21 protein-coding genes are annotated in these 24,093 nt (G+C 40.7%); 5 read left to right on the forward strand and 16 right to left on the reverse strand.

What is annotated here, in order from left to right; translation table 11 throughout:
* From ACST14_RS07975 to ACST14_RS07985, 3 genes are read right to left on the reverse strand one after another with little or no spacing between them, the layout of a single operon-like run.
* The gene (locus ACST14_RS07975; protein WP_459462351.1) at positions 1 to 1,221 is read right to left on the reverse strand and encodes an alanine dehydrogenase; all 1,221 of its coding nucleotides are present in this window, start codon (positions 1,219 to 1,221) and stop codon (positions 1 to 3) included.
* Positions 1,206 to 1,637: a tRNA (adenosine(37)-N6)-threonylcarbamoyltransferase complex ATPase subunit type 1 TsaE gene (gene tsaE, locus ACST14_RS07980; protein ID WP_459462353.1), complete on the reverse strand. Its 432-nt coding sequence runs from the start codon at positions 1,635 to 1,637 to the stop codon at positions 1,206 to 1,208. The genes ACST14_RS07975 and tsaE overlap by 16 nt, the downstream gene beginning before the upstream one ends.
* Entirely contained in the window at positions 1,634 to 2,335 is a 702-nt protein-coding gene (locus ACST14_RS07985; RefSeq protein WP_459462355.1) for an SDR family oxidoreductase, read from the reverse strand. Before ACST14_RS07985 ends, tsaE begins: the two co-directional genes overlap by 4 nt.
* 38 nt (positions 2,336 to 2,373) lie before the next feature.
* Between ACST14_RS07985 and ACST14_RS07990 the strand changes: the two genes are divergently transcribed.
* Positions 2,374 to 3,105, forward strand: coding sequence for an MlaE family ABC transporter permease (locus ACST14_RS07990; RefSeq protein WP_459462357.1), 732 nt, complete (start codon positions 2,374 to 2,376; stop codon positions 3,103 to 3,105).
* Here ACST14_RS07990 and ACST14_RS07995 read toward each other — a convergent pair.
* Genes ACST14_RS07995 through ACST14_RS08005 form a run of 3 tightly spaced genes read right to left on the reverse strand, consistent with a single transcriptional unit; the run spans position 3,102 to position 5,698 of the window.
* Entirely contained in the window at positions 3,102 to 3,956 is an 855-nt protein-coding gene (locus ACST14_RS07995) for a transglutaminase family protein (RefSeq protein ID WP_459462359.1), read from the reverse strand. The genes ACST14_RS07990 and ACST14_RS07995 overlap by 4 nt on opposite strands.
* Positions 3,953 to 4,678 (reverse strand): peptidase, encoded by a 726-nt coding sequence (locus ACST14_RS08000; protein WP_459462361.1) that lies wholly within the window; start codon positions 4,676 to 4,678, stop codon positions 3,953 to 3,955. The genes ACST14_RS07995 and ACST14_RS08000 overlap by 4 nt, the downstream gene beginning before the upstream one ends.
* A gap of 57 nt (positions 4,679 to 4,735) precedes the next feature.
* Complete coding sequence (locus tag ACST14_RS08005; protein ID WP_459462363.1) at positions 4,736 to 5,698, reverse strand: alpha-E domain-containing protein; 963 nt, start codon at positions 5,696 to 5,698, stop codon at positions 4,736 to 4,738.
* Between the two features lie 117 nt (positions 5,699 to 5,815).
* Here ACST14_RS08005 and ACST14_RS08010 point away from each other — a divergent pair, with 117 nt between their 5' ends.
* The 3 genes from ACST14_RS08010 (at position 5,816) to ACST14_RS08020 (ending at position 9,940) form a co-directional block, all read left to right on the forward strand.
* Complete coding sequence (locus ACST14_RS08010) at positions 5,816 to 6,844, forward strand: quinone-dependent dihydroorotate dehydrogenase (protein WP_459462365.1); 1,029 nt, start codon at positions 5,816 to 5,818, stop codon at positions 6,842 to 6,844.
* Between the two features lie 62 nt (positions 6,845 to 6,906).
* Positions 6,907 to 9,336 (forward strand): FtsK/SpoIIIE family DNA translocase, encoded by a 2,430-nt coding sequence (locus tag ACST14_RS08015; RefSeq protein WP_459462367.1) that lies wholly within the window; start codon positions 6,907 to 6,909, stop codon positions 9,334 to 9,336.
* A gap of 1 nt (position 9,337) precedes the next feature.
* The gene (locus ACST14_RS08020) at positions 9,338 to 9,940 is read left to right on the forward strand and encodes a LolA family protein (protein ID WP_459462369.1); all 603 of its coding nucleotides are present in this window, start codon (positions 9,338 to 9,340) and stop codon (positions 9,938 to 9,940) included.
* A gap of 63 nt (positions 9,941 to 10,003) precedes the next feature.
* Here ACST14_RS08020 and purQ read toward each other — a convergent pair whose 3' ends face one another.
* The 6 genes from purQ to ACST14_RS08050 form a co-directional block, all read right to left on the reverse strand.
* Positions 10,004 to 10,690: a phosphoribosylformylglycinamidine synthase I gene (gene purQ / locus ACST14_RS08025; RefSeq protein ID WP_459462371.1), complete on the reverse strand. Its 687-nt coding sequence runs from the start codon at positions 10,688 to 10,690 to the stop codon at positions 10,004 to 10,006.
* Between the two features lie 68 nt (positions 10,691 to 10,758).
* Positions 10,759 to 11,241 (reverse strand): hypothetical protein, encoded by a 483-nt coding sequence (locus tag ACST14_RS08030; RefSeq protein WP_459462373.1) that lies wholly within the window; start codon positions 11,239 to 11,241, stop codon positions 10,759 to 10,761.
* A gap of 10 nt (positions 11,242 to 11,251) precedes the next feature.
* On the reverse strand, positions 11,252 to 12,223 hold the full coding sequence (locus tag ACST14_RS08035; protein WP_459462375.1) for a hypothetical protein: 972 nt from the start codon (positions 12,221 to 12,223) through the stop codon (positions 11,252 to 11,254).
* 160 nt (positions 12,224 to 12,383) lie between these two features.
* Positions 12,384 to 13,700 carry an adenosylhomocysteinase gene (gene ahcY, locus ACST14_RS08040; protein ID WP_459462377.1) on the reverse strand — a complete coding sequence of 439 codons (1,317 nt, stop codon included), beginning with the start codon at positions 13,698 to 13,700 and terminating at the stop codon, positions 12,384 to 12,386.
* A 52-nt stretch (positions 13,701 to 13,752) separates the two neighbouring features.
* The gene (locus ACST14_RS08045; protein ID WP_459462379.1) at positions 13,753 to 15,051 is read right to left on the reverse strand and encodes a UDP-N-acetylmuramoyl-tripeptide--D-alanyl-D-alanine ligase; all 1,299 of its coding nucleotides are present in this window, start codon (positions 15,049 to 15,051) and stop codon (positions 13,753 to 13,755) included.
* A 30-nt stretch (positions 15,052 to 15,081) separates the two neighbouring features.
* Positions 15,082 to 15,960: a sulfite exporter TauE/SafE family protein gene (locus ACST14_RS08050; RefSeq protein WP_459462381.1), complete on the reverse strand. Its 879-nt coding sequence runs from the start codon at positions 15,958 to 15,960 to the stop codon at positions 15,082 to 15,084.
* 172 nt (positions 15,961 to 16,132) lie between these two features.
* Between ACST14_RS08050 and leuS the strand changes: the two genes are divergently transcribed.
* Positions 16,133 to 18,949, forward strand: coding sequence for a leucine--tRNA ligase (gene leuS / locus ACST14_RS08055; RefSeq protein ID WP_459462383.1), 2,817 nt, complete (start codon positions 16,133 to 16,135; stop codon positions 18,947 to 18,949).
* A 5-nt stretch (positions 18,950 to 18,954) separates the two neighbouring features.
* On the opposite strand, the gene ACST14_RS08060 is transcribed toward leuS, so the two are convergent.
* Genes ACST14_RS08060 through eboE form a run of 4 tightly spaced genes read right to left on the reverse strand, consistent with a single transcriptional unit; the run spans position 18,955 to position 24,093 of the window.
* The gene (locus tag ACST14_RS08060; protein ID WP_459462385.1) at positions 18,955 to 21,210 is read right to left on the reverse strand and encodes a TonB-dependent receptor; all 2,256 of its coding nucleotides are present in this window, start codon (positions 21,208 to 21,210) and stop codon (positions 18,955 to 18,957) included.
* Positions 21,211 to 21,216: 6 nt separating this feature from the next.
* Positions 21,217 to 21,576, reverse strand: a complete 360-nt coding sequence (locus ACST14_RS08065) for a hypothetical protein (RefSeq protein ID WP_459462387.1) — start codon at positions 21,574 to 21,576, stop codon at positions 21,217 to 21,219.
* The gene (locus ACST14_RS08070) at positions 21,563 to 22,939 is read right to left on the reverse strand and encodes an alkaline phosphatase family protein (RefSeq protein ID WP_459462389.1); all 1,377 of its coding nucleotides are present in this window, start codon (positions 22,937 to 22,939) and stop codon (positions 21,563 to 21,565) included. Before ACST14_RS08070 ends, ACST14_RS08065 begins: the two co-directional genes overlap by 14 nt.
* Positions 22,936 to 24,093 (reverse strand): metabolite traffic protein EboE, encoded by a 1,158-nt coding sequence (eboE, locus tag ACST14_RS08075; protein ID WP_459462391.1) that lies wholly within the window; start codon positions 24,091 to 24,093, stop codon positions 22,936 to 22,938. Before eboE ends, ACST14_RS08070 begins: the two co-directional genes overlap by 4 nt.

The raw sequence follows: 24,093 nt of genomic DNA on the forward strand, positions 1-24,093 counted from the left end.
TTAACTCTTACTTAGTAATAATAATTGGATGTCTTTTACGACTTTATGGAATAATTTTCCTGTGCTGGCTTGCGTGACGAAGCCTTTGTAGCAGAATACACCTTTCATGAAGGATTTTCCCTGCCAAAGCATTTCCTCCACACCCCCGGTCTTTCCCGCCTTCAAGATAAAGGAAGTCATCAGGTTGCTCATAGCTAAGCTAGATGTATGGGCTACTAGGGAAGGAATATTAGGTACGCAATAGTGCGTGACGCCGTATTTTTCGAAGGTAGGCTTTTGAATGGTGCATGCCTCGGTAGTCTCAAAACAGCCTCCTTGGTCGATGCAAACATCCAAAATCAAGGTACCAGGATTCAGTTTACTGACCATCTCTTCCGTTACAATACACGGTGTAATGCCGGTATCTGATCGAAGTGCGCCTACGATGATTTGGGCTTCTTGTAGGGCTTTGGCTAGGTTTTCTGAGTCAATCACTTGTGTGACGATGGGGAAACCTAGCGACGCTTTTAGGCGTTGAAGTTTGTAAATATCTTTGTCGAAAACTTGAAATTGTATGCCTGCGCTCGCTGCCGCTCGCGCCACCTGCTCCACGACTTGTCCTGCACCTAAGAGCACCATTTTGCAAGGCGGTACGCCGGTAACTTGACCTAGTAACAAGCCTTGTTTCTTTTGGATGATATCCGTTGCAATGGGTAAAATCAATTGTCCAGCGATTTCCGCCATGATTTTAATGAAAGGAAAGCCGCCGCCATTGTCTTCGACGAATTCGAGTCCGATGGCCAGTAGCTTTTTGGCATTAATCGAATCGATTAATTCGGAGGATAAATGTTGATAGGACGCACTCGAAATGAAGGCTTGACCCTCTTTCATGCGCGCGATTTCTGCGATAGTGGGAGGTGTAATCTTTAAGGTTAAGGCACTCTGCCAAATCATCGCCACATCCTCGCTCACGCTCGCCCCAGCTAATAAATAGTCGGCATCGCTGAATCCAGCTCTCTCCCCGGCGCCCTTTTCGATCACAATTTCATGGCCATTGTTCGTCAATAAAGTGACGGCTTGAGGGCTCAAAGAAATGCGATTTTCGGAAAGGTCTGATTCCTTGGGAAGGCTGATGCGGATGCTTTGGGCATTCTGCTTCGTCCAGGCCATCGCCTCTAAAGGAGCAATTCCTTGTTTAGAAAGTAATTCCTGAAACGGATTGTGTTCTAATATCTTCGCCATACCACTTCTAATTTACGATGAGTGTCATCTACGTGAGCAACGTTCAGTTCTACATGTTCAAACGTCCAAAACTCCTCCGCTTGCTCTGGCCATTCGATTAAGCACAAATTTCCGGAGTCCAAATATTCTTCTAATCCGATGTCGAAAGCTTCTTGTGCGTTCTTTAATCGGTATAAATCAAAATGATAAATCGGTTTTCCTTTGCCATCCACGTATTCGTTTACGAGTGAAAAGGTAGGGCTTTGGACCGATTGCGCCACCCCTAATTGATGGCAAATTTCTTTAATTAATGTCGTTTTTCCGGCACCCATTTCGCCTCGGAATAACCACACATTGGGGTAGTCTTTGGCCTCCCTGATTAAACTCAAAGCTATTTCAGGTAATTCCGAGATGCTATATTTATCCCAGGGTGTCATAGTTCAATATCTCCTAATTGTGGTCTGATGAGAATTTCTTCCAAAACCGTAGACGGATTCATCGTATAAGCAGCGTAAATCGTCGAGGCCACATCATCTGCAGGAATGAACCGAGATTCAGGCAATTCCACTCCATCCCAAGCCGGCGTTAAAGTAGCACCTGGCAAGATGGCAGTCACTTTTATGCCTTGTGTTTTTGTCTCTTCGCGCAATACTTTCGTGAAGCCTAGCAGGGCAAATTTGCTGATGCAATAAGATCCTCCTGCGGTATATGCCGTGATGGATGCGGTAGAGCAAATGGTAAAGATGTGCCCTGATTTTTGGGCTTGAAATGTAGGCAAAAATGCTCTGGTTAGATGGTAAGCACTATATAAATTGGCTTCGATTTGACTTTCCAAAACTCCATCCTCCTCATTTTGAATCTGTCCTGGCATAAAAAATCCAGCATTATTGATGAGTACGTCGATGGATTTTGTTTGGCCTACTACCCATCCTGCAAAATCTTGACATTGGGCTTTTACACTTAAATCGGCAACAAACGTATGCAAGGCCGTAGTATTAAATTCAGCTGAAAGTGCATCCAGTTTTTCCTTATTTCTAGAACAGGTAAAAACGGCAAAACCTTCCTTTATGAATTTTTTTACCAAAGCTTTACCAATTCCCTGGCTACCGCCACTAATTATAACCGTTTTGTTCATTATCTTTGAGTATTATAGATTTGTAATATACCAATCAGATGTCAAAATTAGGCAAATATTTAATCTTCCTGGGTAAGCTTTTTACAAATCCAGAAAAATTTCGGGTTTATCTCGCCTTGACATTTCAAGAATGTGTCGACATTGGTATCAACTCGGTCTTAATTGTGGCCATTGTATCCTCGTTTTTAGGTGCTGTGACCTGCGTTCAGACCGCGGCTAACATGGATAACCCCTTTGTTCCGCAGTACATTATCAGTCTAATTGTGCGTGATACTACGATTTTGGAAATGGGTCCTACCATTACTTGTGTTGTTTTAGCGGGTAAAATCGGTTCTAATATTGCTGGTCAAATAGGAACGATGCGGATCACGGAACAAATTGATGCGTTAGAAGTAATGGGAATCAATTCTAGATCCTATTTAGTATTGCCTAAAATTATCGCTGCGTTAATCACTTTCCCCATGTTAGTTACCTTAGCTTGTTTTCTAGCGATTTATGGTGGCTATTTAGCTGGATGGTTAACAGGTGCAATTTCCCCTCAAGAATACATTAAAGGATTACAATTTCAATTCAAAGGGAATTACATGATTTTTGCATTGACGAAATCAGTAGTTTTTGCCTTTTTAATCGTAACGATTTCAGCCTTCAAGGGTTTTCATACGAAGGGCGGGGCTTATGAGGTGGGGACTTCGAGTACGGCTGCGGTAACGAATTCATGTATCGCAATTTTGATTGCAGATTATCTTTTGGCCCAATTATTAGTCGGCTAATTTCGCTCAATAAATACGTTAGTCGTTAAAATAGAGCTAGCCGCTCCTCGGTAAGACCCGAAAACCGGTGTAATTTCCTCTGGTAAACAAGAGGCGGCTAAAGGAATATGATTCCCAGAAACCACTTCATGCTGCGTGGGATCGTACCCTCTCCACCCGCCACCAGGTAAATAAACTTCGACCCAAGCATGTAAATGATGTGTTTGATTAGGCACATCAACGGGTGCAACTCCGATGTAATACCCAGATACAAATCGCGTCGCTAGTCCCAAGGCACGGCATAAAGCAGAAAATAAGACCGCATAATCGCGGCAAGATCCCTTGCGATTAATCAGGGTAAACTCGGGGGTATTCGGCGCTCCTTCTTCTCTAATTTCGTAGGCAAATTTACTGGAGATGAATTCGTTGAGGGCTGATAGGTAGTCGGAGGTGCTATAACGTACTCCTGATGCGATTTGACGAGCCATTTGCTCCACATTCGGTGTTACCCCCTCTAGACCTAAATAAGGACTCAACGTTTTTTGGTAGGAAGTAGAATAGGTGATGGGTAACGTTTTACTCTCAAACGGGAAATAGACAAAATCAAAAGGATTGAATTCCGTCGTTTCTACCGTCGTCTGTACCTCAATGGATAAATAGGAGGTAGGCTCTTTGAAAAAGAGAATATTTTGAATGTTGCCTTCCGGATCTAGGTTTTTTGAAGTTTGAACTGGAGCCGGATCAATCTGTATAGTAAATTCTTGAACGGATAATAAGGCGCTTTTCCGGGGGTGTAAATAGAGGATATGGGGGTCCAAAGTGACCGCCTCACTGTAATCATATCTTAATTTGTGTTGTATGCGTGCGATCATTTCTTTTTTGAAATTAAATCTTTCATCCAACTTTCATCGATTCCTTCAAGAGATTTGCGCAAGGCTTCGTTCCAATCATCTGAGATAGCTTCCATATCTTCTTTATGAAGTCTGATTTCTCTCGCCTTAAAACTATTTTTTTCGTAAACGACCACATCAATTGGATAATCCACATCATTTGCGCTGACTTGGGTAGCATCGAAAGAAAGAAAACCCATTTTTAGAGCCTCTTTTAGAGAGGTTTCATGTGTTAGGTTTCTATTTAATAAGGGTTTACCGTAATTAGAATTACCAATAATCTGGTATTTTAAACCCTCATTAATCTCGATCCAGTTCCCTTCAGGGAATATTAAAAATAGCTTATGTTCTGCATCTTTAGGCATTTGTCCGCCCACGATGGCATGTAAATTAAAGGCATAACCTTCTTTTTCCAGCGTTTCGCGGTCTTCTGCGGCTACTTGTTTCAGTTTTTGGCCAAATGACGTAGCCGCCTGAAACATGTAATCGTAGCTTTCTTCCTCGTCTACTATGGCCTGATTAAAATAAGTTACCGCCTTATCTCGAACAGAACGCAATCCAGCGGTCATGATAAAAAGGGAGTGATTGTTGATCTCGTGAATAGAGATTTTTTTATTCGAATACACCTCGTTCCCCGCTGTAATTCGGGTATCTGCGATGGCAACAAGTCCTTCTTTAACGGTAATTCCTAAACAATATGTCATAAAATGAGGCTGGCAAATGAGTGAGCAATATTACACTATTTATTTGAAAAGCTGGGTTTAATTAACCGGTTTCAGGTCAAAATAGGTGTTATGAATTGTCTGTCCAATATCGTTATTTGATTTTTGAAAATTATCTAAAAATTGATGTAAACCGGTATTTAAAATGTCTTCGATTTCCGTGAATTGTACTTCAGATAAAATCTTAGATAACTTTTTCTCCGCTTGATTAGAGTAGCCGTGATCGAAAGAGGTGCCCGAAATCGCATAAAGGGATTGCTCGGCTTCTGTTAGGCAATGGACAACGGAACGCGGGAAACCTTTGTCTAGAATTAAAAACTCCACAATATTGGTGGGGTTCACCACTTTGTATTGCTGGCGAAACATATTGTAGGCAGAAACGGATTTTAAAACAGAGGACCAAAGCAACAGATCCAAAGGCGAACCAACTGATTCCACATTGGGCAATAAGGTAAAATATTTTACATCCAGGAATCGGGTCGTTTTGTCTGCGCGCTCCAGTAATTTTCCTAATTGACCAAAATGCCAGCCTTCTCCGCGGGTAATCGTCGAATCCACAATGCCATAAAATAATTGACTTCCAGATTTAATTTCTTCTAAAAAACCTTGGTAGCGAGATATTTCCCAGCTCTTACTTCCCTCTACGCGTTCTTTTACTGTCCAGTATATTTGATTAACATATTCCCACATCTCCCTTGAAATACTTTCTCGAATCGTGCGGGCATTTTCGCGAGCTGAATAGAGGCAAGACAGGATGGAGTTTGGGTTATTCTCATCAAATGTCATAAAATATAATACGTTCTCTCTATTCGCTTCCGAATAATGCTCAAAGAAATTATAATGATCCGCCGTGGCCACAATTAAAGGCTCCCATTGTTCTGGGACATTAGGGGGTAAATCTAAGGCGAGTTTAAAATTCACAGAGATAAAGCGGGCGTAATTGTCAGCTCTCTCGATGTACCTGTTCATCCAATAGATGGAATTAGCTACACGACTTAACATAGGCTATAATTTTAATTTCAAATGCTTGATATCTTAAAATTAGGATTTTTTTTCAGAGTGAGGCATGGGACGGTCCTTTTTTGTATTTTTGTCTTTTAAATCGACAGAAAAATCCACATGTTTTATCAAATTTTCATAAAACCACTCTTTTTCTTATTTAATCCAGAGCGCGCGCATTACTTAGCGACTGATTTGATTCGCTTTAGCTTGCGCATTCCTGGGATGTCGTATGTGTTCAAGGTGTTGTTTCAAGTAGAGGATAAGCGCTTAGAGCGAACGGTTTTTGGTCTTCATTTTCCTAATCCGGTAGGATTAGCGGCTGGATTTGATAAAAATGCTGAATTGATCGATGAATTTGCAGAATTAGGTTTTGGCTTTATTGAAGTAGGAACGGTAACGCCCAAAGCACAAGATGGAAACCCTAAACCCCGATTGTTTCGTTTATTAGAAGATGAAGGGATAATAAATCGAATGGGCTTTAATAATGAGGGTCTAGCTGCGATGAAAGTGCGATTAGAAAAACGTCGTTCTAAGGTGATTGTGGGAGGGAATTTGGGAAAAAATAAAGTAACGTCGAATGAATTAGCGGATGATGATTATTGCCAAGGTTTCGAAGCATTATATGAGGTAGTAGATTATTTTGTGGTGAACGTAAGTTCCCCCAATACCCCTAATCTACGGGCATTGCAAGAGAAAGAGCCTTTGAAAAAATTATTACAAACATTACAAGATTTAAATAATTTAAAACCTGCTCAGAAGCCCATCCTATTAAAAATTGCCCCTGATTTAAGTAATGATCAGTTAGATGATGTGATAGAAATTGTATTGGAAACTAAGTTAGCGGGAGTTATTGCCACGAATACTACCTTATCTCGCGAAGGATTGCAATCGTCGAATTGTCAAGAAACGGGAGGATTGAGTGGTAAGCCTTTGACTAAACGTTCCACGGAAGTGGTGGCTTATTTGCACCAAAAATCAAAGGGGCAATTTCCCATCATTGGGGTAGGCGGTATTCACTCTGGAGCAGATGCGGTAGAGAAATTAAAAGCCGGTGCCTCACTCATTCAAATCTATTCTGGCTTCATTTATGAAGGCCCTGCGTTGATCAAAGAAATCAATAAAGAAATAATAGCAGCAGGACTGTAAATTTGATTTTGTAAATCGAATCAAAAAAGCGAAATTTATAAGATTATACCCTTGTTCCTTCCATGGCAAAAAAGATTAGTAACACTACAAGCACTTTACAACTTAATTTTGAGCAAGATAAGCCCAAAAGAAAAATGGACGGCGCTGTTTTATATCGCTTTCAGTTAATCGTTTCAGCATTTTTATTTCTAATTGGCACTTTATTACTGGTTTCATTTGGTTCAAGTTTCTTCGTAGGAGTTTCAGATCAAAGCGAAGTGGAACGTGGCGTGGTGGATACGATTCAAGGATCCGATATTCCAATCAAAAACTTAGCGGGTTTATTAGGGGCTAAAATAGCCCACTTCTTTTTATTCAAAACTTTCGGGTGGTCCACCTTATTATTGATCCCATTATTTTATCTATCCGCTTTAAAGGTCGGCTTTAAAAAAGAACTATTTTCTTTAGAGCGCCTTTCTTGGCAAGTGTTATTCTACATCTTGTGGCTTAGTTTATTAGCCGGATTCTTTGTTTTCTCCTTAGATTTGCCGCATTCGATAGGTGGAGGTGTGGGTTATTTTGTGAATGAAAAACTCTACCAGTTGCTAGGCTATTTATCCATTTTCGTGATTGGATTTGGTGGATTTATCTTCTTGGTTTTATTTTATCAATTAAATCCAAAGAAGGCGTCTGCTTCAGCGCCCGTTATAACCGAAGAGGAGGATGAGGTAGAGGAGAGTCTATTTATGGATGAGGATGGACCTGCGGTGCATGTGGATAATGATGATTTAGAGAAATTCAGACCTATTGTTCCTGCAGTGGTGGAAGAGGTAGTACCGGAGCCTGAAGTGGTCGCACCAGAACCTGAAATAGAGGAAGAAAAGAAAGAAGATGATCTTGACTTTACCTTTAAAGTGGCAGGTGTCGCAGATGAGGTGATTGAAGAAGAACCGACACCGGCATCTAGAGAAATAAAAGCAAATGATTTAGTGGAGCAGTTTGGACTATATGATCCCACGGCAGATTTACCTAATTATCAGTTTCCAACCATCGACTTATTAAAGGAGTACGATCAAAAGAACCAAACATCGCAAGTGACGATGGATGAGTTAAAGGCGAATAAAGAGAAGATCGTAGAGACCTTATTGAATTACGGAATCGGGATTCAGAAGATCGAAGCCACGATCGGGCCCACTGTTACCTTGTATGAAATTGTTCCTAAAGCCGGAGTTCGGGTAAGTAAAATCACTTCCCTGGAGGATGATTTGTCCCTTTCCTTAGCAGCGATGGGCGTTCGTATAATTGGTCAAATGCCAGGTAAAGACACCATCGGTATCGAAGTAGCGAACAAGAATCGCGAGATGGTTCCTGTGCGTGCGGTGATCGGTTCGGAGAAGTTCCAAAAATCAACCTTCGATTTACCTATCACTTTAGGCAAAACCATTTCGAATGAAATTTTTGTAGCGGATTTGGCCAAAATGCCTCACCTCTTAATGGCAGGAGCTACGGGTCAAGGTAAGTCAGTTGGGTTAAATATGCTTTTGACCTCCTTGATTTACAAGAAACACCCAGCTACCTTAAAGTTTGTATTAGTCGATCCGAAGAAAGTCGAATTATCACTCTTTAATAAGTTAGAGCGTCACTTCTTAGCTTGTCTTCCTGATTCTGCCGAAGCCATCATAACAGATACGAAAAAGGTCGTAAACACCTTGAATTCACTTTGTAAAGAGATGGATTTACGTTACGATAAGTTGAAAGATGCGGGTTGCCGTAACATTAAGGAATACAATACGAAATTCATTAACCGCCGTTTGAATCCGAATGAGCATGATTTCATGCCTTACATCGTTCTTGTGATCGATGAATTAGCAGATTTGATGTTAACGGCCGGTAAAGAAGTAGAGCATCCTATCGCTCGTTTAGCGCAATTAGCCCGTGCGATTGGTATTCACCTGGTGGTGGCTACGCAACGTCCATCTGTGAACGTTATTACGGGTACGATTAAGGCGAACTTCCCGGCACGCCTTTCGTTTAAGGTGATGTCTAAAATAGATTCCCGAACCATATTAGATGCCAGTGGCGCTGATCAGTTAGTGGGGATGGGTGATATGTTATTGTCCATGGGCTCCGAAGTTATTCGTTTGCAATGCGCTTTCGTTGATACACCGGAAGTAGAAGATATTTGCGATTTCATTGGAAATCAGCAAGGCTATACCTCGGCCTATTTATTGCCTGAGCCAGATTCAGAGGAGATGGGTGGACAAGATCGCGGAGATTTTGATCCGAGTGATCGCGATTCCTTCTTTGATGATGCTGCGCGATTAGTTGTGATGCATCAACAAGGAAGTACCTCTTTAATCCAGCGTAAATTAAAGCTAGGGTATAACCGAGCGGGTCGATTAATTGATCAATTAGAGGCGGTGGGAATAGTGGGGTCGTTTGGTGGTTCTAAAGCCAGAGAAGTATTAGTTAAGTCAGAAACAGAATTAGAAGAGATTTTGAAAAACTTATAATATGAAAAAGGTCATCTTATTTTTTTGCTTAAGTTTTAGTGTTTTTGCTCAATCGAATAAGGCCGTGAGCTTGATTGATGGGATGCAAAAGAAGTACAAGGCGATGGGTTCCTTCTCCGCTAACTTCACCTATCAAACGGATGGCGCAGCCACTATGTCCGGTTCAATTACAGTTAAAGGAACTAAGTTCCGCTTAAAAACGGCTGGCCAAGAAATTTTTAATAATGGAAAAGAAGTAGCCACTTACATTAAAGAGATTAACGAGGTAAACATCTCGAGTTTTGATCCATCCGAAGGCGACTTAAATCCAGCTAAAATCTATTCATTCGATAAGAAGTCGTATAAGATTTCTTTAAAAGGCGAATCCGCTGGCATCTCTACGGTTGAATTAGCTCCAGTGGCAAAAGGTACTCAAGTGAAGAGTATCGCTCTGAAAATCAAAACTAAAGACCTTTCAGTTACAGAATGGACCATCATCAATAAAGCAGGAAAGAAACAGCTGTTTAAGGTCTCTAAATTAAACGCCAAAGTGAATGCGGATGACAAAGTATTCAACTTCGATAAGAAAACATTTCCAGGGGTTGAAGTAAATGATCTCCGATAAGACTGCCATTGCATAAAAAAAGGCTCTTCAATCGAAGAGCCTTTTTTTTATATGTGCAATAGATTAAACCGTTTGCAAAATCAATTGCCTCATAATCTCTAATCCATCTGTGTTATTTAAATCTGGATCTGCGGCTCTTTCCGGGTGAGGCATTAAACCGAATACGTTTCTACCTTCGTTGCAGATACCTGCAATGTTTAATAGACTGCCATTGGGATTAGATTCTTCCGTCACTTGACCATTCTCATCGCAGTAATAGAATAAGATTTGATCATTTGCCTTAAGTGAAGCCAATGTTTTCTCATCTGTAAAATAACGACCTTCCGCGTGAGCGATGGGTATCTTATAGGCTTTGTTTGGATCTAGCTCTTGTGTTAATAAAGAATTAGTTGTCGCCGCTTTCATAAAGATATTCTTCGAAATAAATTTCTGAGAACTATTTCTTAATAAAACGCCTGGCAACAAATGCGCTTCCACTAACACCTGAAATCCATTGCAAATACCCATTAGGTAGCCACCATTTTTTGCATGCTCGATCACATGGTCCATAATAGGGGAGAAGCGTGCAATCGCACCGGAACGCAAGTAATCTCCATAAGAGAAACCTCCCGGAATGATGATGAAATCACAGTTTTGTAGATCAGTCTCTTTATGCCAAAGTTTAACAGCCTCGTGGCCTAAACTTTGAATGACTCCGACCGTATCATCGTCACAATTGGATCCTGGGAATACTACTACACCAAATTTCATATCTTATTTGCTATTATTTTGTGCAAAAATACGGCTTTTGAATGAAAAATGCAGACGCTTGTAGGCATTTATTTTACCCAAAATCCTAATCTCAATCCTGCTTTCGTTTCGAAACCATTTTGACCTATCCCCGCCTGGATGGAAAGATCAAGATGAACATGACTGTTATAGTTTCGTTGGATTCCCATAACCCCTCCAGAATATAGATTCGTTGCTTCCTGCCCTTTTATAAAAACAAAAGATGGCTCCGCAAATAATCCGACGTAATTCCCGGAGTAATTAGTGGAGAGACGTCCTTCGTCTCTCCTTTTAGGCAGATTATAATAATGCCGGTATTCACCTCTAAAGGAAAACACTTTCGTTTGAAAACCATCCTTATTGCCATATCCAGTTAGGGTTCCAAGGGAGAATTTCAGCGAGTTATTTTCTTGTAATCTCTTTTCGACGCCGAATGACGGTGTTAAAATAGAAAATGAATAAAGAGGTTTCAATTCTTGAGCGCTAACCTGCAGCGCTACAAATAGTAAAATTAGGGAGGAATAGAATTTCATCTTGTTGGGATTAAATAGTTAAGGAATAGTAAAGTCCATTTCTGCCACGACAAATAGCCGTGCCATTATTAAATTGCCAATTCAGGGGAATGTAATTAAAGGTCTCATCAATGACTGATTCAATTTTATAGTCGTCTTGCGTAGAAGCGGAGTAGTGCTTAGAAAAGGAGCTATAATATTCTAAGAAATCAATGTCACCCTCCATTGACATGGCCGCACTGCTATTTCCCCAGTAATAACTAAACCAAAAGCGTTGACGCCATTCATGTTTTACTCGCACAGCTAGTTTTCTGTAAAAACCTAAGTCTAAGAGGTATACTTCAGCTGTAAATCGGCAGGTTCCTTGCCCCGGATTTTCATAGCTCACTGAATTACTTTCTGTTCGGTTCAAAATTTTCAAGGTACCGGTAGGACGGATAGCTTTTAATGGCTGACTAGTATAGGCTTCTACTTTCATGACTTTTTCAGGCATCTTAAGGAAGGCTTCTTTATTCTGTTCGAAGTCTTCTTTCCTGATTTGAAAGACCTTCGTGGGGCTAACCTGATAAACCAATCCCCCTATTTGAATGAGGCCGTCTTTTGAAATTAGTCGACTTAGCGTGGGATCATCTACCATAGGTTGAAGGGATTTTTCCTCGTCATCACCCATCAGTTTAAGGATATGGTCATAACCGGTTAAATCCCCTGATTCAGCTAACTGATGCAGTTTTAAAGAGTCCAATTTGTTTAGTTCTGTGCTTTGCGATTCAAAAAATTGAATGTCTTGTTGAATGGAAGGGTCCGCAGGATTGCGATGTAATTTTTCTACGTAAGCTTGGAAAGCGGTTTGGTTTTCAAAAGCTAGAAATCCATTCGCATTAAGTAGTGTATGCGAGGAGTTGACAGGAATGATTTCAACTGCTGGATCTTTCGTGCAAGAAGTAGAAAATAAAGTGCAGGCAAGGAGGAATAGCGCGAGGTAGCTCGCGTAGAGATTTTTCATTTTATTAGTGGTTAAATGTGATTACTGGGATAAAGGTAGACTTATCTTTGATAGGTCAAAGCTAGCTCAGTGAGATTACCAAGTAACTGATAAATAGGGAATGAAAAAGGCCGCGACTCGAAGAGTCGCGGCCTTTGGAAAACCTAACAGGAAATAAATCCTAGTATCTGTAGTGCTCTGGCTTGTATGGACCTGCTTGAGGAACCCCAATGTAATCTGCCTGCTCTTTCTCTAGTTTCTCTAATTTAGCACCGATGTGCGCTAAGTGTAAGAACGCTACTTTCTCATCTAAGTGCTTAGGCAAGATGTATACTTTATTCTCGTAGCTCGCTGAGTTAGCCCAAAGCTCTAATTGTGCCAAAGTTTGGTTACAGAATGAGTTTGACATCACGAATGATGGGTGACCCATTGCGCATCCTAAGTTCACTAAACGACCTTCTGCTAAAACGATTACGTTTTTGCCGTCGATGGTGTACATATCTACTTGTGGCTTGATTTGATCCTTAGTCGAACCGTAATTACCATTTAACCACTCCATATCGATTTCGTTATCGAAGTGACCGATGTTACAAACGATCGCTTTGTCCTTCATTGCTTTGAAGTGACGGTCACGGATAATTTTCACGTTACCTGTTGCCGTTACAAAGATGTTAGCGCGAGTTGCTGCCTCATCCATTGGAACTACTTCGTAGCCATCCATAGCTGCTTGTAAAGCACAGATTGGATCGATCTCAGTCACTAATACACGGCAACCAGCACCACGTAAGGAATCAGCAGAACCTTTTCCTACATCACCGTAACCAGCAACTACCGCTACTTTACCTGCTAGCATTAAGTCAGTCGCACGACGAATCGCATCTACTAAGGACTCTTTGCAACCGTATTTGTTATCAAATTTAGACTTCGTTACCGAGTCATTCACGTTGATAGCTGGCAAGAATAACGTGCCATTCTTCATACGCTCATATAGACGGTGAACACCAGTCGTAGTTTCTTCTGATAAGCCTTTGATGTTTCCGATTAACTCAGGATACTCATCAAAAACCATATTTGTCAAATCACCACCATCATCTAAGATCATGTTCAATGGTTGACGATCTTCTCCAAAGAATAAAGTTTGCTCGATACACCAGTTGAATTCTTCTTCGTTCATGCCTTTCCAAGCATAAACAGGGATACCAGCTGCTGCAATAGCTGCTGCTGCGTGATCTTGTGTAGAGAAGATGTTACAAGATGACCAAGTAACGTCCGCTCCTAATGCGATTAAAGTTTCGATTAAAACCGCTGTTTGGATCGTCATGTGAAGACATCCAGCGATACGCGCACCTTTTAAAGGTTGTGCTGCACCGAACTCGGTACGTAATGCCATTAAACCTGGCATTTCTGCTTCTGCTAATTGAATTTCTTTGCGACCCCAGTCCGCTAATGCAATGTCTTTAACTTTGAATGGTACATAGGTACCCGATTGTGATGCCATTGTGTGTATTTTTTGAAAGGTATTTTCTTAATAAAGTGCAAATTTAATGCATTTATTTGGAATTTTCTAGAAATGCCAAAACACTTTCTAGCTGAATTCCTCTGGAACCTTTAACTAAAAGAAAACTACTGTGAATGGGGTGGTCTTGAAGCCAGGTATGTAGGCCAAATTTATCTGGAAAATAATAGGCAGATGGCAAATGCAGTAAAGCGTGTTGCATATGCTCACCCACTAATAATACTTTTTCAAAGGATAAGCCTGCAATTAGTTCCCCTAAGCTGGCATGTTCTTCTGCTGTCGAGTCGCCTAATTCAAACATATCTCCTAAAATGAGAAGCTTGGGTTCTCCGTCAGTTGCAGCAAAGTGCGAAATAGCGGCTGACATGGAGGATGGATTCGCATTATAGGCATCCATCAAAACTTGGTTTGATCCTATTTTTATGAACTGAGAACGGTGATTATTCGGAATATAGGTGCTAATCCCAGTAGTACATTGCTCATCGCTTAGCTGAAAGAATTTCCCTACTGCGATCGCTAATTGAATATTTTCAAAATTATAAATGCCCGGTAGATGTGAATCGATCACCTCCCCAGAAGCTAGAGAAAAGCGTACCATTGGTTTAGCTTCGACCAGGGAAGTAGGAAGAGCCTCGTTAACATAAACGGCATTATTCATTCCTCTCTCTTGAAACATTTCAGTTATAGCTCCCGCTTGTTGTGGCAGAAATGTAACTCCTCCCGATGCGTTTAAATAATCGAATAGTTCTCCTTTTCCTTTGCGAACGCCCTCAAGTCCACCAAAACCTTCTAAATGAGCTTTCCCGATATTGGTAATTAAACCATGCGTGGGTTGTGCGATATGGACTAATTCGCGGATGTCCCCTTGCTTATTTGCTCCCATCTCAATGACAGCAATTTCGTGCTCCTTTTTGATGGATAAAACCGAAAGCGGGACGCCGATGTGGTTATTGAGGTTGCCGGTGGTGGCGAAGCAATGGTATTTTTGGGATAAAACAGAAAAGATTAATTCTTTCGTCGTCGTCTTTCCATTTGATCCAGTTAGACCTACGATCGGTATAGTTAAGGTCTGGCGGTAGGCTGTTGCTAAAGCTTGTAAGGCCAAAAGCCCATCTTCTACTAATAAAGTCCGTTCTCCAGCTAAATAATCAGCATCATCAATAACCGCGTATTGAGCACCTTTCTCTAAAGCCTCTGCCGCCATTTCATTAGCATTGAAATTAGGGCCTTTCAGGGCAAAAAACAGGTTGCTAGGTTGGATATTGCGGGTATCAGTCGATACTCCGGTGGAGGATAAAAACTTCTCTAAAAGCGTTTGCGTGTTGACAATCATTAGCCTGTTATGACAATTGACTGCAAATATCTATAAAAATTTTGGAACCCCTAAGATAATCTGACGGAGACTGACGATGATGATGACGATTCCCACCAGAATCATCATGGATTTAACCGGAAGTTTATTCGCTAAACGGGCTGCAATAGGTGCCGCAATGACACCACCTAAGATTAAACCGATGATTACGTGCAAGTAACCTAAACCAATTACCGCAAAAAAGGTAAGCGATGAGGCTAGAGAAACGAAGAATTCAGTCAAATTCACACTTCCAATGGTGTATTTTGGATGACGCCCTGAAGCTATTAAGGTAGACGATACGATGGGTCCCCAGCCGCCGCCACCGATGGAATCTAAGTAGCCACCGAATAAAGCTAACCAGCCTACTCGTTTCAATTGACGTTTTTCTTGGCGTTTAATCAACGCTTTTCGGATAATAATTGCCCCCAGAAAAAGAGTGTAGACAGATACAATGGGTTTTATATAACCTGCATAATCTTCTAAACTAGATAAAAGATAGGCGCCAAGTATAGCCCCGATAACACCAGGGATTACTAAGGTTTTAAATAATTTGGAATTCACATTCCCAAACTTCAAGTGCATATAACCCGAAACACCCGAAGTAAAAACCTCAGAGGCGTGAACGCTAGCCGAAGCTGCCGCAGGGCTGATACCCACAGATAAAAGAAAAGTAGTCGCAGTTACTCCATAGGCCATTCCCAGCGCACCATCAATCATTTGCGCGATGAACCCACCTAAAACGTAATATAAAATGGAAGAATCTACGGTGTTAAATACGGCAATGACTTTTTCAGCCGTTAGGTAGGTGAATAAAAGATGCCCCACGATCATCAAAGCAAGCGCATTACTGATGTGAATAATCACTTCAGTGATGCTGCGATCCCGCATCCAAATGGTTTGGATAGCATTAAATATACTCGGAAAATTCCTTTTAGGTGGCATAGATTATCTAATTCCCTACAAAGTTAATAGACTTTACTTAATCTACCAACAAAGTAGAGTAAATATTTTTTCACAAAAAAGCCTTAATTTGCACCTCCTTTTGAAATAACAATCATTTATGCGTACAGAGTATCAGTTTAGAGAGATCGAGAAAGCTTGGCAATCCTTTTGGGAAGCGAATAAAACCTTCCAAGCTCAGGTGAATCCGGCAAAGCCGAAATATTATGTGTTGGATATGTTCCCTTATCCATCTGGAGCGGGATTACACGTAGGCCATCCGCTAGGGTATATCGCCTCGGATATTATAGCGCGCTACAAAAGATTGCAAGGTTATGAGGTATTGCACCCGATGGGTTTTGACTCTTTTGGTCTACCTGCAGAGCAATATGCGATTCAAACAGGTCAGCATCCAGCCATTACTACGGAACAAAATATTACTCGTTATATCGAGCAATTAAAGAATATGGGTTTCTCCTTCGATTGGTCGAGGGAAGTTCGTACGTCGGATGCCTCTTATTATAAATGGACGCAATGGATTTTCATGCAATTATTTAATTCGTGGTATAACCAGGAAACAGATAAAGCGGAGTCTATAGAAACTTTGAAGACGATTTTAGGGGCCAAAGGTTCCATCGGTTTAAAGGCCGTTTGCGATGAAGACGTCTCCCGAATTTCTGCATCAGAATGGAATGCGATGTCCGCAGATGAGCAGTATGCCTATTTATTGAGCTTCCGTTTAGCCTATTTGGATGATTCAGTTGTGAATTGGTGTCCAAAATTAGGCACGGTTTTAGCGAACGATGAAGTGAAAGAGGGCGTTTCTGAGCGTGGCGGTTATCCAGTGGAGCAGAAGAAGATGCGCCAATGGTCGATGCGAATCACAGCTTACGCGGATCGTTTATTGAGAGGATTAGAGGAGGTTGATTGGGCTGATTCTTTGAAGGAGCAACAACGCAACTGGATAGGAAAATCGATTGGAACAGATGTGGAATTTGCCATTGAAAACGTTTCAGATAAGAAGATAAAAGTATTTACTACGCGTGTGGACACTATTTACGGGGTTTCCTTTATGGTCTTAGCGCCGGAACACGAGTGGGTAGCAGAATTAACGACGCCTTCACAGAAAGAAGCGGTGGAGGAATATGTGAATTGGGCCAAAACTCGTTCAGAACTAGACCGCGTATCCGAAGTAAAAACTGTTTCAGGTGTTTTCACGGGTACTTTTGTAATCAACCCATTGAACCAAGAGCGCGTTCCTTTATTCCTAGCAGACTACGTGTTAGCTGGATACGGAACTGGTGCCGTGATGGGTGTTCCATCAGGAGATCAACGGGACTGGAATTTTGCGAAACATTTCGATTTGCCTATTCCTTCCATTTTAGATGGCCAAAAAGACATCGACAAACAAGCGGATCCTACGAAAGAAGGAAAATACATTAATTCAGGAATGATTAATGGGATGGGCTATAAGCAGGCATCTGAAACCTTAATTCAGTGGTTAGAAGAAAATGGGGTTGGAAAAGGAAAGGTACAATTTAGAATGCGTAATGCCGTTTTCAGCCGTCAACGCTATTGGGGTGAACCCGTTCCGGTGTACTTTAAACCTGCCTCCAATGGGGAATTATTACCTCATCTAATCGATGAATCCGATTTGCCTTTAGAGCTCCCTAAGATTGATAAATACCTGCCTACGGAAACGGGGGAGCCACCTTTAGGTCGTGCTGCGTTGGACTGGAAGTACAAAGGTCAATATGATTATGAGTGGTCTACGATGCCGGGTTGGGCTGGTTCCTCTTGGTATTGGTACCGTTATATGGATGCGACGAATTCTGGTGAATTCGCTTCTAAGGAGGCGATTAACTACTGGAAAGCGGTGGATTTATACATTGGTGGATCAGAACATGCGACGGGCCACTTGTTGTATTCTCGTTTTTGGAACAAATTCTTAAAAGATTTAGGCTACGTGCCAGAAGAAGAATTTGCCAAAAAATTGATCAACCAAGGGATGATTCAAGGTCGTTCTAACTTCGTTTACCGCCTAAAGGATTCAACCAAAGTGACATTTGTTTCTCATGGCCTAAAAGACCAATACGATGTGGCGGCGCTTCACGTAGACGTTAATATCGTGGAAAACGATGTACTAGACTTAGAGGCCTTCAAAAAATCCAGAAATGATGTGCCGGCTGATGCTGAATTCATTTTAGAGGATGGCAAATATGTATGTGGTTGGGAAGTAGAGAAGATGTCGAAATCGAAGTTTAACGTCGTTAATCCAGATGATTTAATTATCAAATACGGAGCAGACACCCTTCGTGTCTACGAGATGTTCTTAGGTCCATTAGAGCAATTTAAACCTTGGAACACGAATAGTATTTCTGGATCGCATAATTTCTTGCGCAAGGTTTGGCGTTTATTCTTTGATGACAATACGAATACATTGAAAATAGTTGATGCTCCAGCAACTCCAGAAGAATTGAAAGTATTGCATACGGCGATTCGCAAAGTGCAAGACGATTTAGATCGCTTCTCCTTCAATACGGTTGTTTCTACTTTAATGATTTGCGTGAATGATTTAGGGGCATTGAAATGCCATAAAAAATCAATTCTGCGTGAATTAGTGATTTTGTTATCTCCTTATGCGCCACATATTTCGGAAGAATTATGGGTTGCTCTAGGAGAGAAGGAGGGTAGTATTTCAGCGGCTTCGTTCCCGGTATTTAATGCCGCTTTCTTAGAAGAAAATGATTTCAATTACCCCATTTCCTTCAATGGTAAGGTGAAATTAACCCTAGCTTTTCCTGTTACAGCTTCAGCGGCTGAGATAGAGACAGCGGTTTTAAGTAACGACCAGGTAATTAAATACTTGGAGGGTAAAACGCCTTCGAAAGTAATTGTAGTTCCTAAACGGATTGTGAATATCGTGTTAGGTAAATAAGCGGACTAAAAATCTACTCGAGTACTAAATATAGGAATAAGTGGAAGCGCATACCGATAGGTAAGCGCTTTTGCATTTCCATCATAGCGTTCCTCAATAATATTATTTATGTTAAGGACGTTTTGTAAGTCTGCTCGAAAAGTCCACGTGTGTTGTTTTCTATTTAATTTATAGGCAAACGATAAGTCTAATCGATGAAAAGTGGGGTATTGACCTTCCATCATTTGACTTGAAGTTAAAACAGTCGTATTTCTTTTAATTGATTCAGCAAAATTAATAGGCGTGTAGCGATTTCCGCCTCTGATCAAATACCTTAAATTCACTGAAATCTTCTGACGAAAATCTTTTCCTACTAATAGATTAGCTGCATAATTATTATTGAATTGAGTATTATACCAAACGTTTTTCTTGGCTTGATATTTAGTGTCAAAAACGGATGCTGTAATTAAATAGTAAAAATCATTACTTAGAAAGCGTTCAATGGTTAATTCAATTCCTTTGTTTTCTCCTTTTCCTACATTTTCTAAAACCTGTGTAGGAATTCCAGAACTATAATTTAAAAGGGAGAACGAACTGTTTCTATTTGAATCCACAGGCGCTTGACTAATATTTTGTAGATAGGCTTCTATCTTCAAGCGTGTATTTTCTCCCAATTTTTGGTCATAAGCAATCACTTGATGAAGTGATACGGCTGGTTTTATAGATTGATTAGGCATTTCTGCAATTTTACCTTTGTATCTTTTATAGAAATAGACTGAGAGAGGCTCTAAGCGAGAGTGAACGCCCATTCCCACACTAAAACGACCACCTGAATTGGTATTCCAGGATAAACCAAGTCTTGGCTCCCAACCTTGTGCCTTGTTTAACTCAAATTGATAGTGATGAATTCCGGCCGTAAAGCTTAATTGTGAAGTCCATTTCTTATTTAATTGCACGTATTGTTGCCAATAATAGGTTTTATCATCTTCATCTAGGTAGGTGATTTTATTCCTATTTTCAACTAATTTATAGGATAATTGACTGCCATTGATGCCTATTTTCAACTGAGTTGTTGAATTAAAGCGGTGCAAATAATAGGTACTAAACCGCCAGGAAGGGTATTGGTAGGTTTGTTCACGAGTTTTGACGTTAAAATCTTCATGAATAATTTCTGTAGACTCAGTGGTGTAGGCCAAAACTGTTTTCCAATGGCCCTTTTTTAAGGGAAGTTTATGCGAAATTCCACCTACGGCTAAATAACTATTCGTGTAATCATTCGTAGTAGTTTTTAAGTCTTCTGTATTATTAGCTCCCGCAATCCCCCATAAAGTAAAGGAACCTGATTTTTTTGTAGGCAATTCTAGTGAGTAGTTTAAGTCTCGGTAAGCAGGTTTAAAATTTCCACTATTAATATTGACGAGTCCTGATTTTAGTAATATTTCCAAAGTGGAATACCTAAAACCTAGCCGATATGATGCCCCTTTTTGACCGATTGGACCTTCGCTAGCCACATCTAAACCTACTACCGAAAGGGTTGCCATCCATTCCCGCTGAAGATTATTCCCCCGTCTAAGGCTTAAGTCAAAGACACCTGAGGATGCGTTGCCGTATTCTGCGGGGAATGCGCCTGACATAAAATCTGAATTGGCTAAACTAGTGGAATTAATCATGGAAATAATTCCACTGGTTGATCCTTGTCCATCTCCAAAATGATTTGGATTTGGTATTTCAATACCCTCCATTCTCCATAACAAACCTTTCGGTGAATTACCTCGTATAATGATTTCATTATTTTGGTCTGATCCCGCGTTTGTTACACCCGCAAAATTCAATGCCATTCTCGCGGGATCTTGAAATCCACCGGCATAACGTTGAGCTTCTAAAAGGCTAAATTGTCTTGTGCTGACAAGGGCAAATTCATTTTTTGCAACATCTTTTGGTTTTTCTGCTTGGACCCTAACTTCCTGAAGGAATATAGGGTTTTCCTCTAAATCAATGGCTAAATAACTTTCTTTTCCGGCAATCAGCTCAATTTTGGGTATACTAAATTCCTGATACCCTAGAGCTCTAATTCGTAATTGGTATGAATTAAGCGGGAGTTTGAAAAAGGAAAAATTGCCAATAGAATCAGATTTAGCAATTAGATTAGAAGGGGATAAATAGATATCGGCAAATGAAATAGGCTGCTGGGTATGTTTATCCAGCAGCCTACCTCGTATGTTTTGAACTTGAGAAAAGCTAGTATAAGAAATTAGAAGTACTATAAATTGAAATGTTCTCAAGCTAATTTAGTCTCGTGGAGGTCCTCCTTGACGCGTTTGGCTTTGCATCGTTTTGTATTTTTCAAGTTGCTCAGGCGTTAAGATTGCTTTGAGTTGCTCTGCTTGCAAATCGTTTACCTTTTTCATTTCTGCCATCATTTGCTCTCTTTCCATTCCTTGCTCACGTAATTCCATCATTTTAGTCATTCTAGCCGCAACAAGCGGTTCCACTTTCGCTACCTGATCTTTAGTTAAACTTAATTCAGTTGTCATTCGGTCCATTTGACGTTGAGCCATGGCCTGAGGATCCATACCTTGCGCGTGGATGTTTGTGCTAAATACCATCATTGCTACAACGAAGGCAAGAATTGTGCTAATTTTTTTCATGTTTTTTGGGGAAAATTGTTTCCCAAATATATTGATATACCTGGGTAGGTTGTATGTGTTTACTGATATTTTGCGACGAAATGAAAACTGGATAATAGGCTTCATCACAAAACGGACTTCCATGCGAACCTTTAACTAGAGTAGCATCTAATGGGATTACGTCCATCCGATATCGGAACCCTAACAGCTTGCGTGCTAATTTATAGGCTGCTCTGAGTTTTATGAAGGGATTTTTAGGATCCATGAACATTTCAACAGGATCGTAACCCGGTTTTTTGAAGATGTCGACGCAGCGCGCAAAGTCTGGTGCTTTGGCATCATCGAGCCAATAATAATAAGTAAACCATTTGTCAGAATCTGCGACCAAAACGAGATCCCCGCATCGTTCATGAGCGATTTGATACTCGTCTAATTCTTTTCCACTGAGTATTTTGGCGATTCCAGGTACCTTTTCGAGAATCGCTCTTGTCTCTGAAGGATTCTTACAATAAACATGAGCGATTTGGTGATCTGAAACAGCAAATGCTTCACTAGCACCTGGATCTACTAATTCCAATCCTTGTTCTTCCCGAATCGCTATTTTACCCGCTTCTCGTAAGATTCGATTTAGGTGAATGGGCGTATTAACGTTATTGATTCCGTATTCCGAAAGCAGAATAATTTCTGCATTTTTCGATTCGAAATGCGTGATTAATTGTTCCAGCACCTGATCAATTTCTTTCAGTTCTTTAGCGATTGCCGGTAAATTGACCCCGAATTTTTGAAGACAATAATCTAAATGCGGTAGGTAGATTAGGTTCAGCGTGGGATTGTACTTTTCATCCACATAGATAGCCGCATCTGCAATCCATTGGGTGGATTTGATATTTGCATTCGGCCCCCAAAAATTAAATAAGGGAAAGGTACCTAACGAAGCCTGTAATTCATCTCTTAGCGAAGCTGGATACGAATAGCAATCAGGTGCCTTCACCCCATCTGAATGGTATTGAGGGCGTGGTGTGACAGAATAATCAGCTGAAGAGTACATGTTATACCACCAAAACATCTTGGCACAGGTAAAATTCGGATCTTTTTTCTTCGCTGCGTCCCAGATTTTTTCAGCTCCAACTAAAGCATTTGATTGCTTCCAAAACTTTACTTCAGAATCCGTTTTATCATACCAGCCGTTCCCTACGATGCCGTGCTCCGATGGGTTCTTTCCAGTTAAATAGACGCTTTGAGATGTAGTTGTTACGGCCGGAAAAGGAGGTTTGATTTTTTGAATCTGCTTCTTTTGAATATAGGCATATAAAAATGGAGTATATTCAGCCGAAATAACACTTTCGCTGAGTCCCACCACATCAATTACAGCGGTCTTTTTCATAATCCTAACAGGTCTGTGATAGTTTTAATTTCTCGGCTGATGGAATCGGCCATCGGTAGTTGATAGGCTGATGGTAAAACGCCCCAGGTATAGGTTTCTATTTCCAAATGACGAGTAAAGGGGCTTTCCTTTTGAATTTCCATTGTCTCCCGAATCTCTTGTTGAGTGGATTCCAGAAGTCCATAGGTTTCTAAAAACAAGGGAACATGAAAATGAACCCTCCATTCGTCATAGGTTTCTGGCTTATAAGCCTCAAAAGCCTCATCTAAGTCCTTAAACTCTTGGTAAGTTCCATCCTTTCGCAAAGCCTTAACTTGATGCAAATACACTGGTTCTTGGTATTTCTTTAATTCTTCTATTTTCTCAGCTTCTTGATTCCTCAAATCCACCCGAAGCGCTGAACTAATTTGAATCTTCCCCACGGGTATATTTTTAGCCTTTAATTCAGCAATGCTCGTCTTAGGGCCATCGAAACTTACTCCATAATGGCAAATGTCAAAGCACAATTGAATATGTCTTCTTATCAAATTAGGATCACCAGCTGGTATTAATACGTCTTCGTACCAATGAACAAATTCCGTATGATTACTTAATAATCCATCCGGTTCTGGTTCTATGTCAATATGAATGATTTTACCTGTTTGCTTTGCAATTTGGTCCAAAACCTGAACCACCTCCAACAGATGTTCAGTTGACTTTTTCATCGCATCTTCGCGTTCCTTTTCGGAATTAAACCAGTAGCGGTAGGAGAGTGGCGAGGTAGAAATCCCTCCCTCCGTATCAACTAATAGTTCTGCTAAAATATGGGCTAAGCGTATCGTATAATCTCTACGTTCTGTCGTCGTCCAATCTGGTGCGTGTACTTGGTCTTTTACAATGGTGTTGTGAAAACCGCCATAGGGAAATCCATTCAGAGTAAAAACATATAAATCTTGATCTGAAAGCCATGATTTCAGGGCCTTTAATTGGATTGGATCTTGCAAATCAATACTAGCCTGGTTCGCAAAACGTAACCCTAAACCCATCGATTTTTCTGGTGAAACTGAGGCCTTAACCGTAGGGACGTGCTGTTTTAATTGCGCAAAATGTTCTGACCAAATTTCCCCGGTATGAATATTACTGCAATAACTCAGATGTCCGTAGGGCGTTTCCAT

It is taken from the genome of Aquirufa sp. A-Brett2-15D (genome assembly GCF_054558735.1).

Excerpts from the sequence above, each read along its gene's own strand:
- ACST14_RS08010 (WP_459462365.1), top strand. The coding sequence starts at position 5,816 with ATGTTTTATCAAATTTTCATAAAACCACTCTTTTTCTTATTTAATCCA.
- tsaE (WP_459462353.1), bottom strand. The coding sequence starts at position 1,637 with ATGACACCCTGGGATAAATATAGCATCTCGGAATTACCTGAAATAGCT.
- ACST14_RS07990 (WP_459462357.1), top strand. The coding sequence starts at position 2,374 with ATGTCAAAATTAGGCAAATATTTAATCTTCCTGGGTAAGCTTTTTACA.
- ACST14_RS08015 (WP_459462367.1), top strand. The coding sequence starts at position 6,907 with ATGGCAAAAAAGATTAGTAACACTACAAGCACTTTACAACTTAATTTT.
- ACST14_RS08050 (WP_459462381.1), bottom strand. The coding sequence starts at position 15,960 with ATGCGGGATCGCAGCATCACTGAAGTGATTATTCACATCAGTAATGCG.
- eboE (WP_459462391.1), bottom strand. The coding sequence starts at position 24,093 with ATGGAAACGCCCTACGGACATCTGAGTTATTGCAGTAATATTCATACC.
- purQ (WP_459462371.1), bottom strand. The coding sequence starts at position 10,690 with ATGAAATTTGGTGTAGTAGTATTCCCAGGATCCAATTGTGACGATGAT.
- ACST14_RS08030 (WP_459462373.1), bottom strand. The coding sequence starts at position 11,241 with ATGAAATTCTATTCCTCCCTAATTTTACTATTTGTAGCGCTGCAGGTT.
- ACST14_RS08000 (WP_459462361.1), bottom strand. The coding sequence starts at position 4,678 with ATGACATATTGTTTAGGAATTACCGTTAAAGAAGGACTTGTTGCCATC.
- ACST14_RS08005 (WP_459462363.1), bottom strand. The coding sequence starts at position 5,698 with ATGTTAAGTCGTGTAGCTAATTCCATCTATTGGATGAACAGGTACATC.
- ACST14_RS07975 (WP_459462351.1), bottom strand. The coding sequence starts at position 1,221 with ATGGCGAAGATATTAGAACACAATCCGTTTCAGGAATTACTTTCTAAA.
- ACST14_RS08035 (WP_459462375.1), bottom strand. The coding sequence starts at position 12,223 with ATGAAAAATCTCTACGCGAGCTACCTCGCGCTATTCCTCCTTGCCTGC.
- ACST14_RS07985 (WP_459462355.1), bottom strand. The coding sequence starts at position 2,335 with ATGAACAAAACGGTTATAATTAGTGGCGGTAGCCAGGGAATTGGTAAA.
- ACST14_RS08020 (WP_459462369.1), top strand. The coding sequence starts at position 9,338 with ATGAAAAAGGTCATCTTATTTTTTTGCTTAAGTTTTAGTGTTTTTGCT.
- ACST14_RS08070 (WP_459462389.1), bottom strand. The coding sequence starts at position 22,939 with ATGAAAAAGACCGCTGTAATTGATGTGGTGGGACTCAGCGAAAGTGTT.
- ahcY (WP_459462377.1), bottom strand. The coding sequence starts at position 13,700 with ATGGCATCACAATCGGGTACCTATGTACCATTCAAAGTTAAAGACATT.
- ACST14_RS07995 (WP_459462359.1), bottom strand. The coding sequence starts at position 3,956 with ATGATCGCACGCATACAACACAAATTAAGATATGATTACAGTGAGGCG.
- ACST14_RS08045 (WP_459462379.1), bottom strand. The coding sequence starts at position 15,051 with ATGATTGTCAACACGCAAACGCTTTTAGAGAAGTTTTTATCCTCCACC.
- ACST14_RS08065 (WP_459462387.1), bottom strand. The coding sequence starts at position 21,576 with ATGAAAAAAATTAGCACAATTCTTGCCTTCGTTGTAGCAATGATGGTA.
- leuS (WP_459462383.1), top strand. The coding sequence starts at position 16,133 with ATGCGTACAGAGTATCAGTTTAGAGAGATCGAGAAAGCTTGGCAATCC.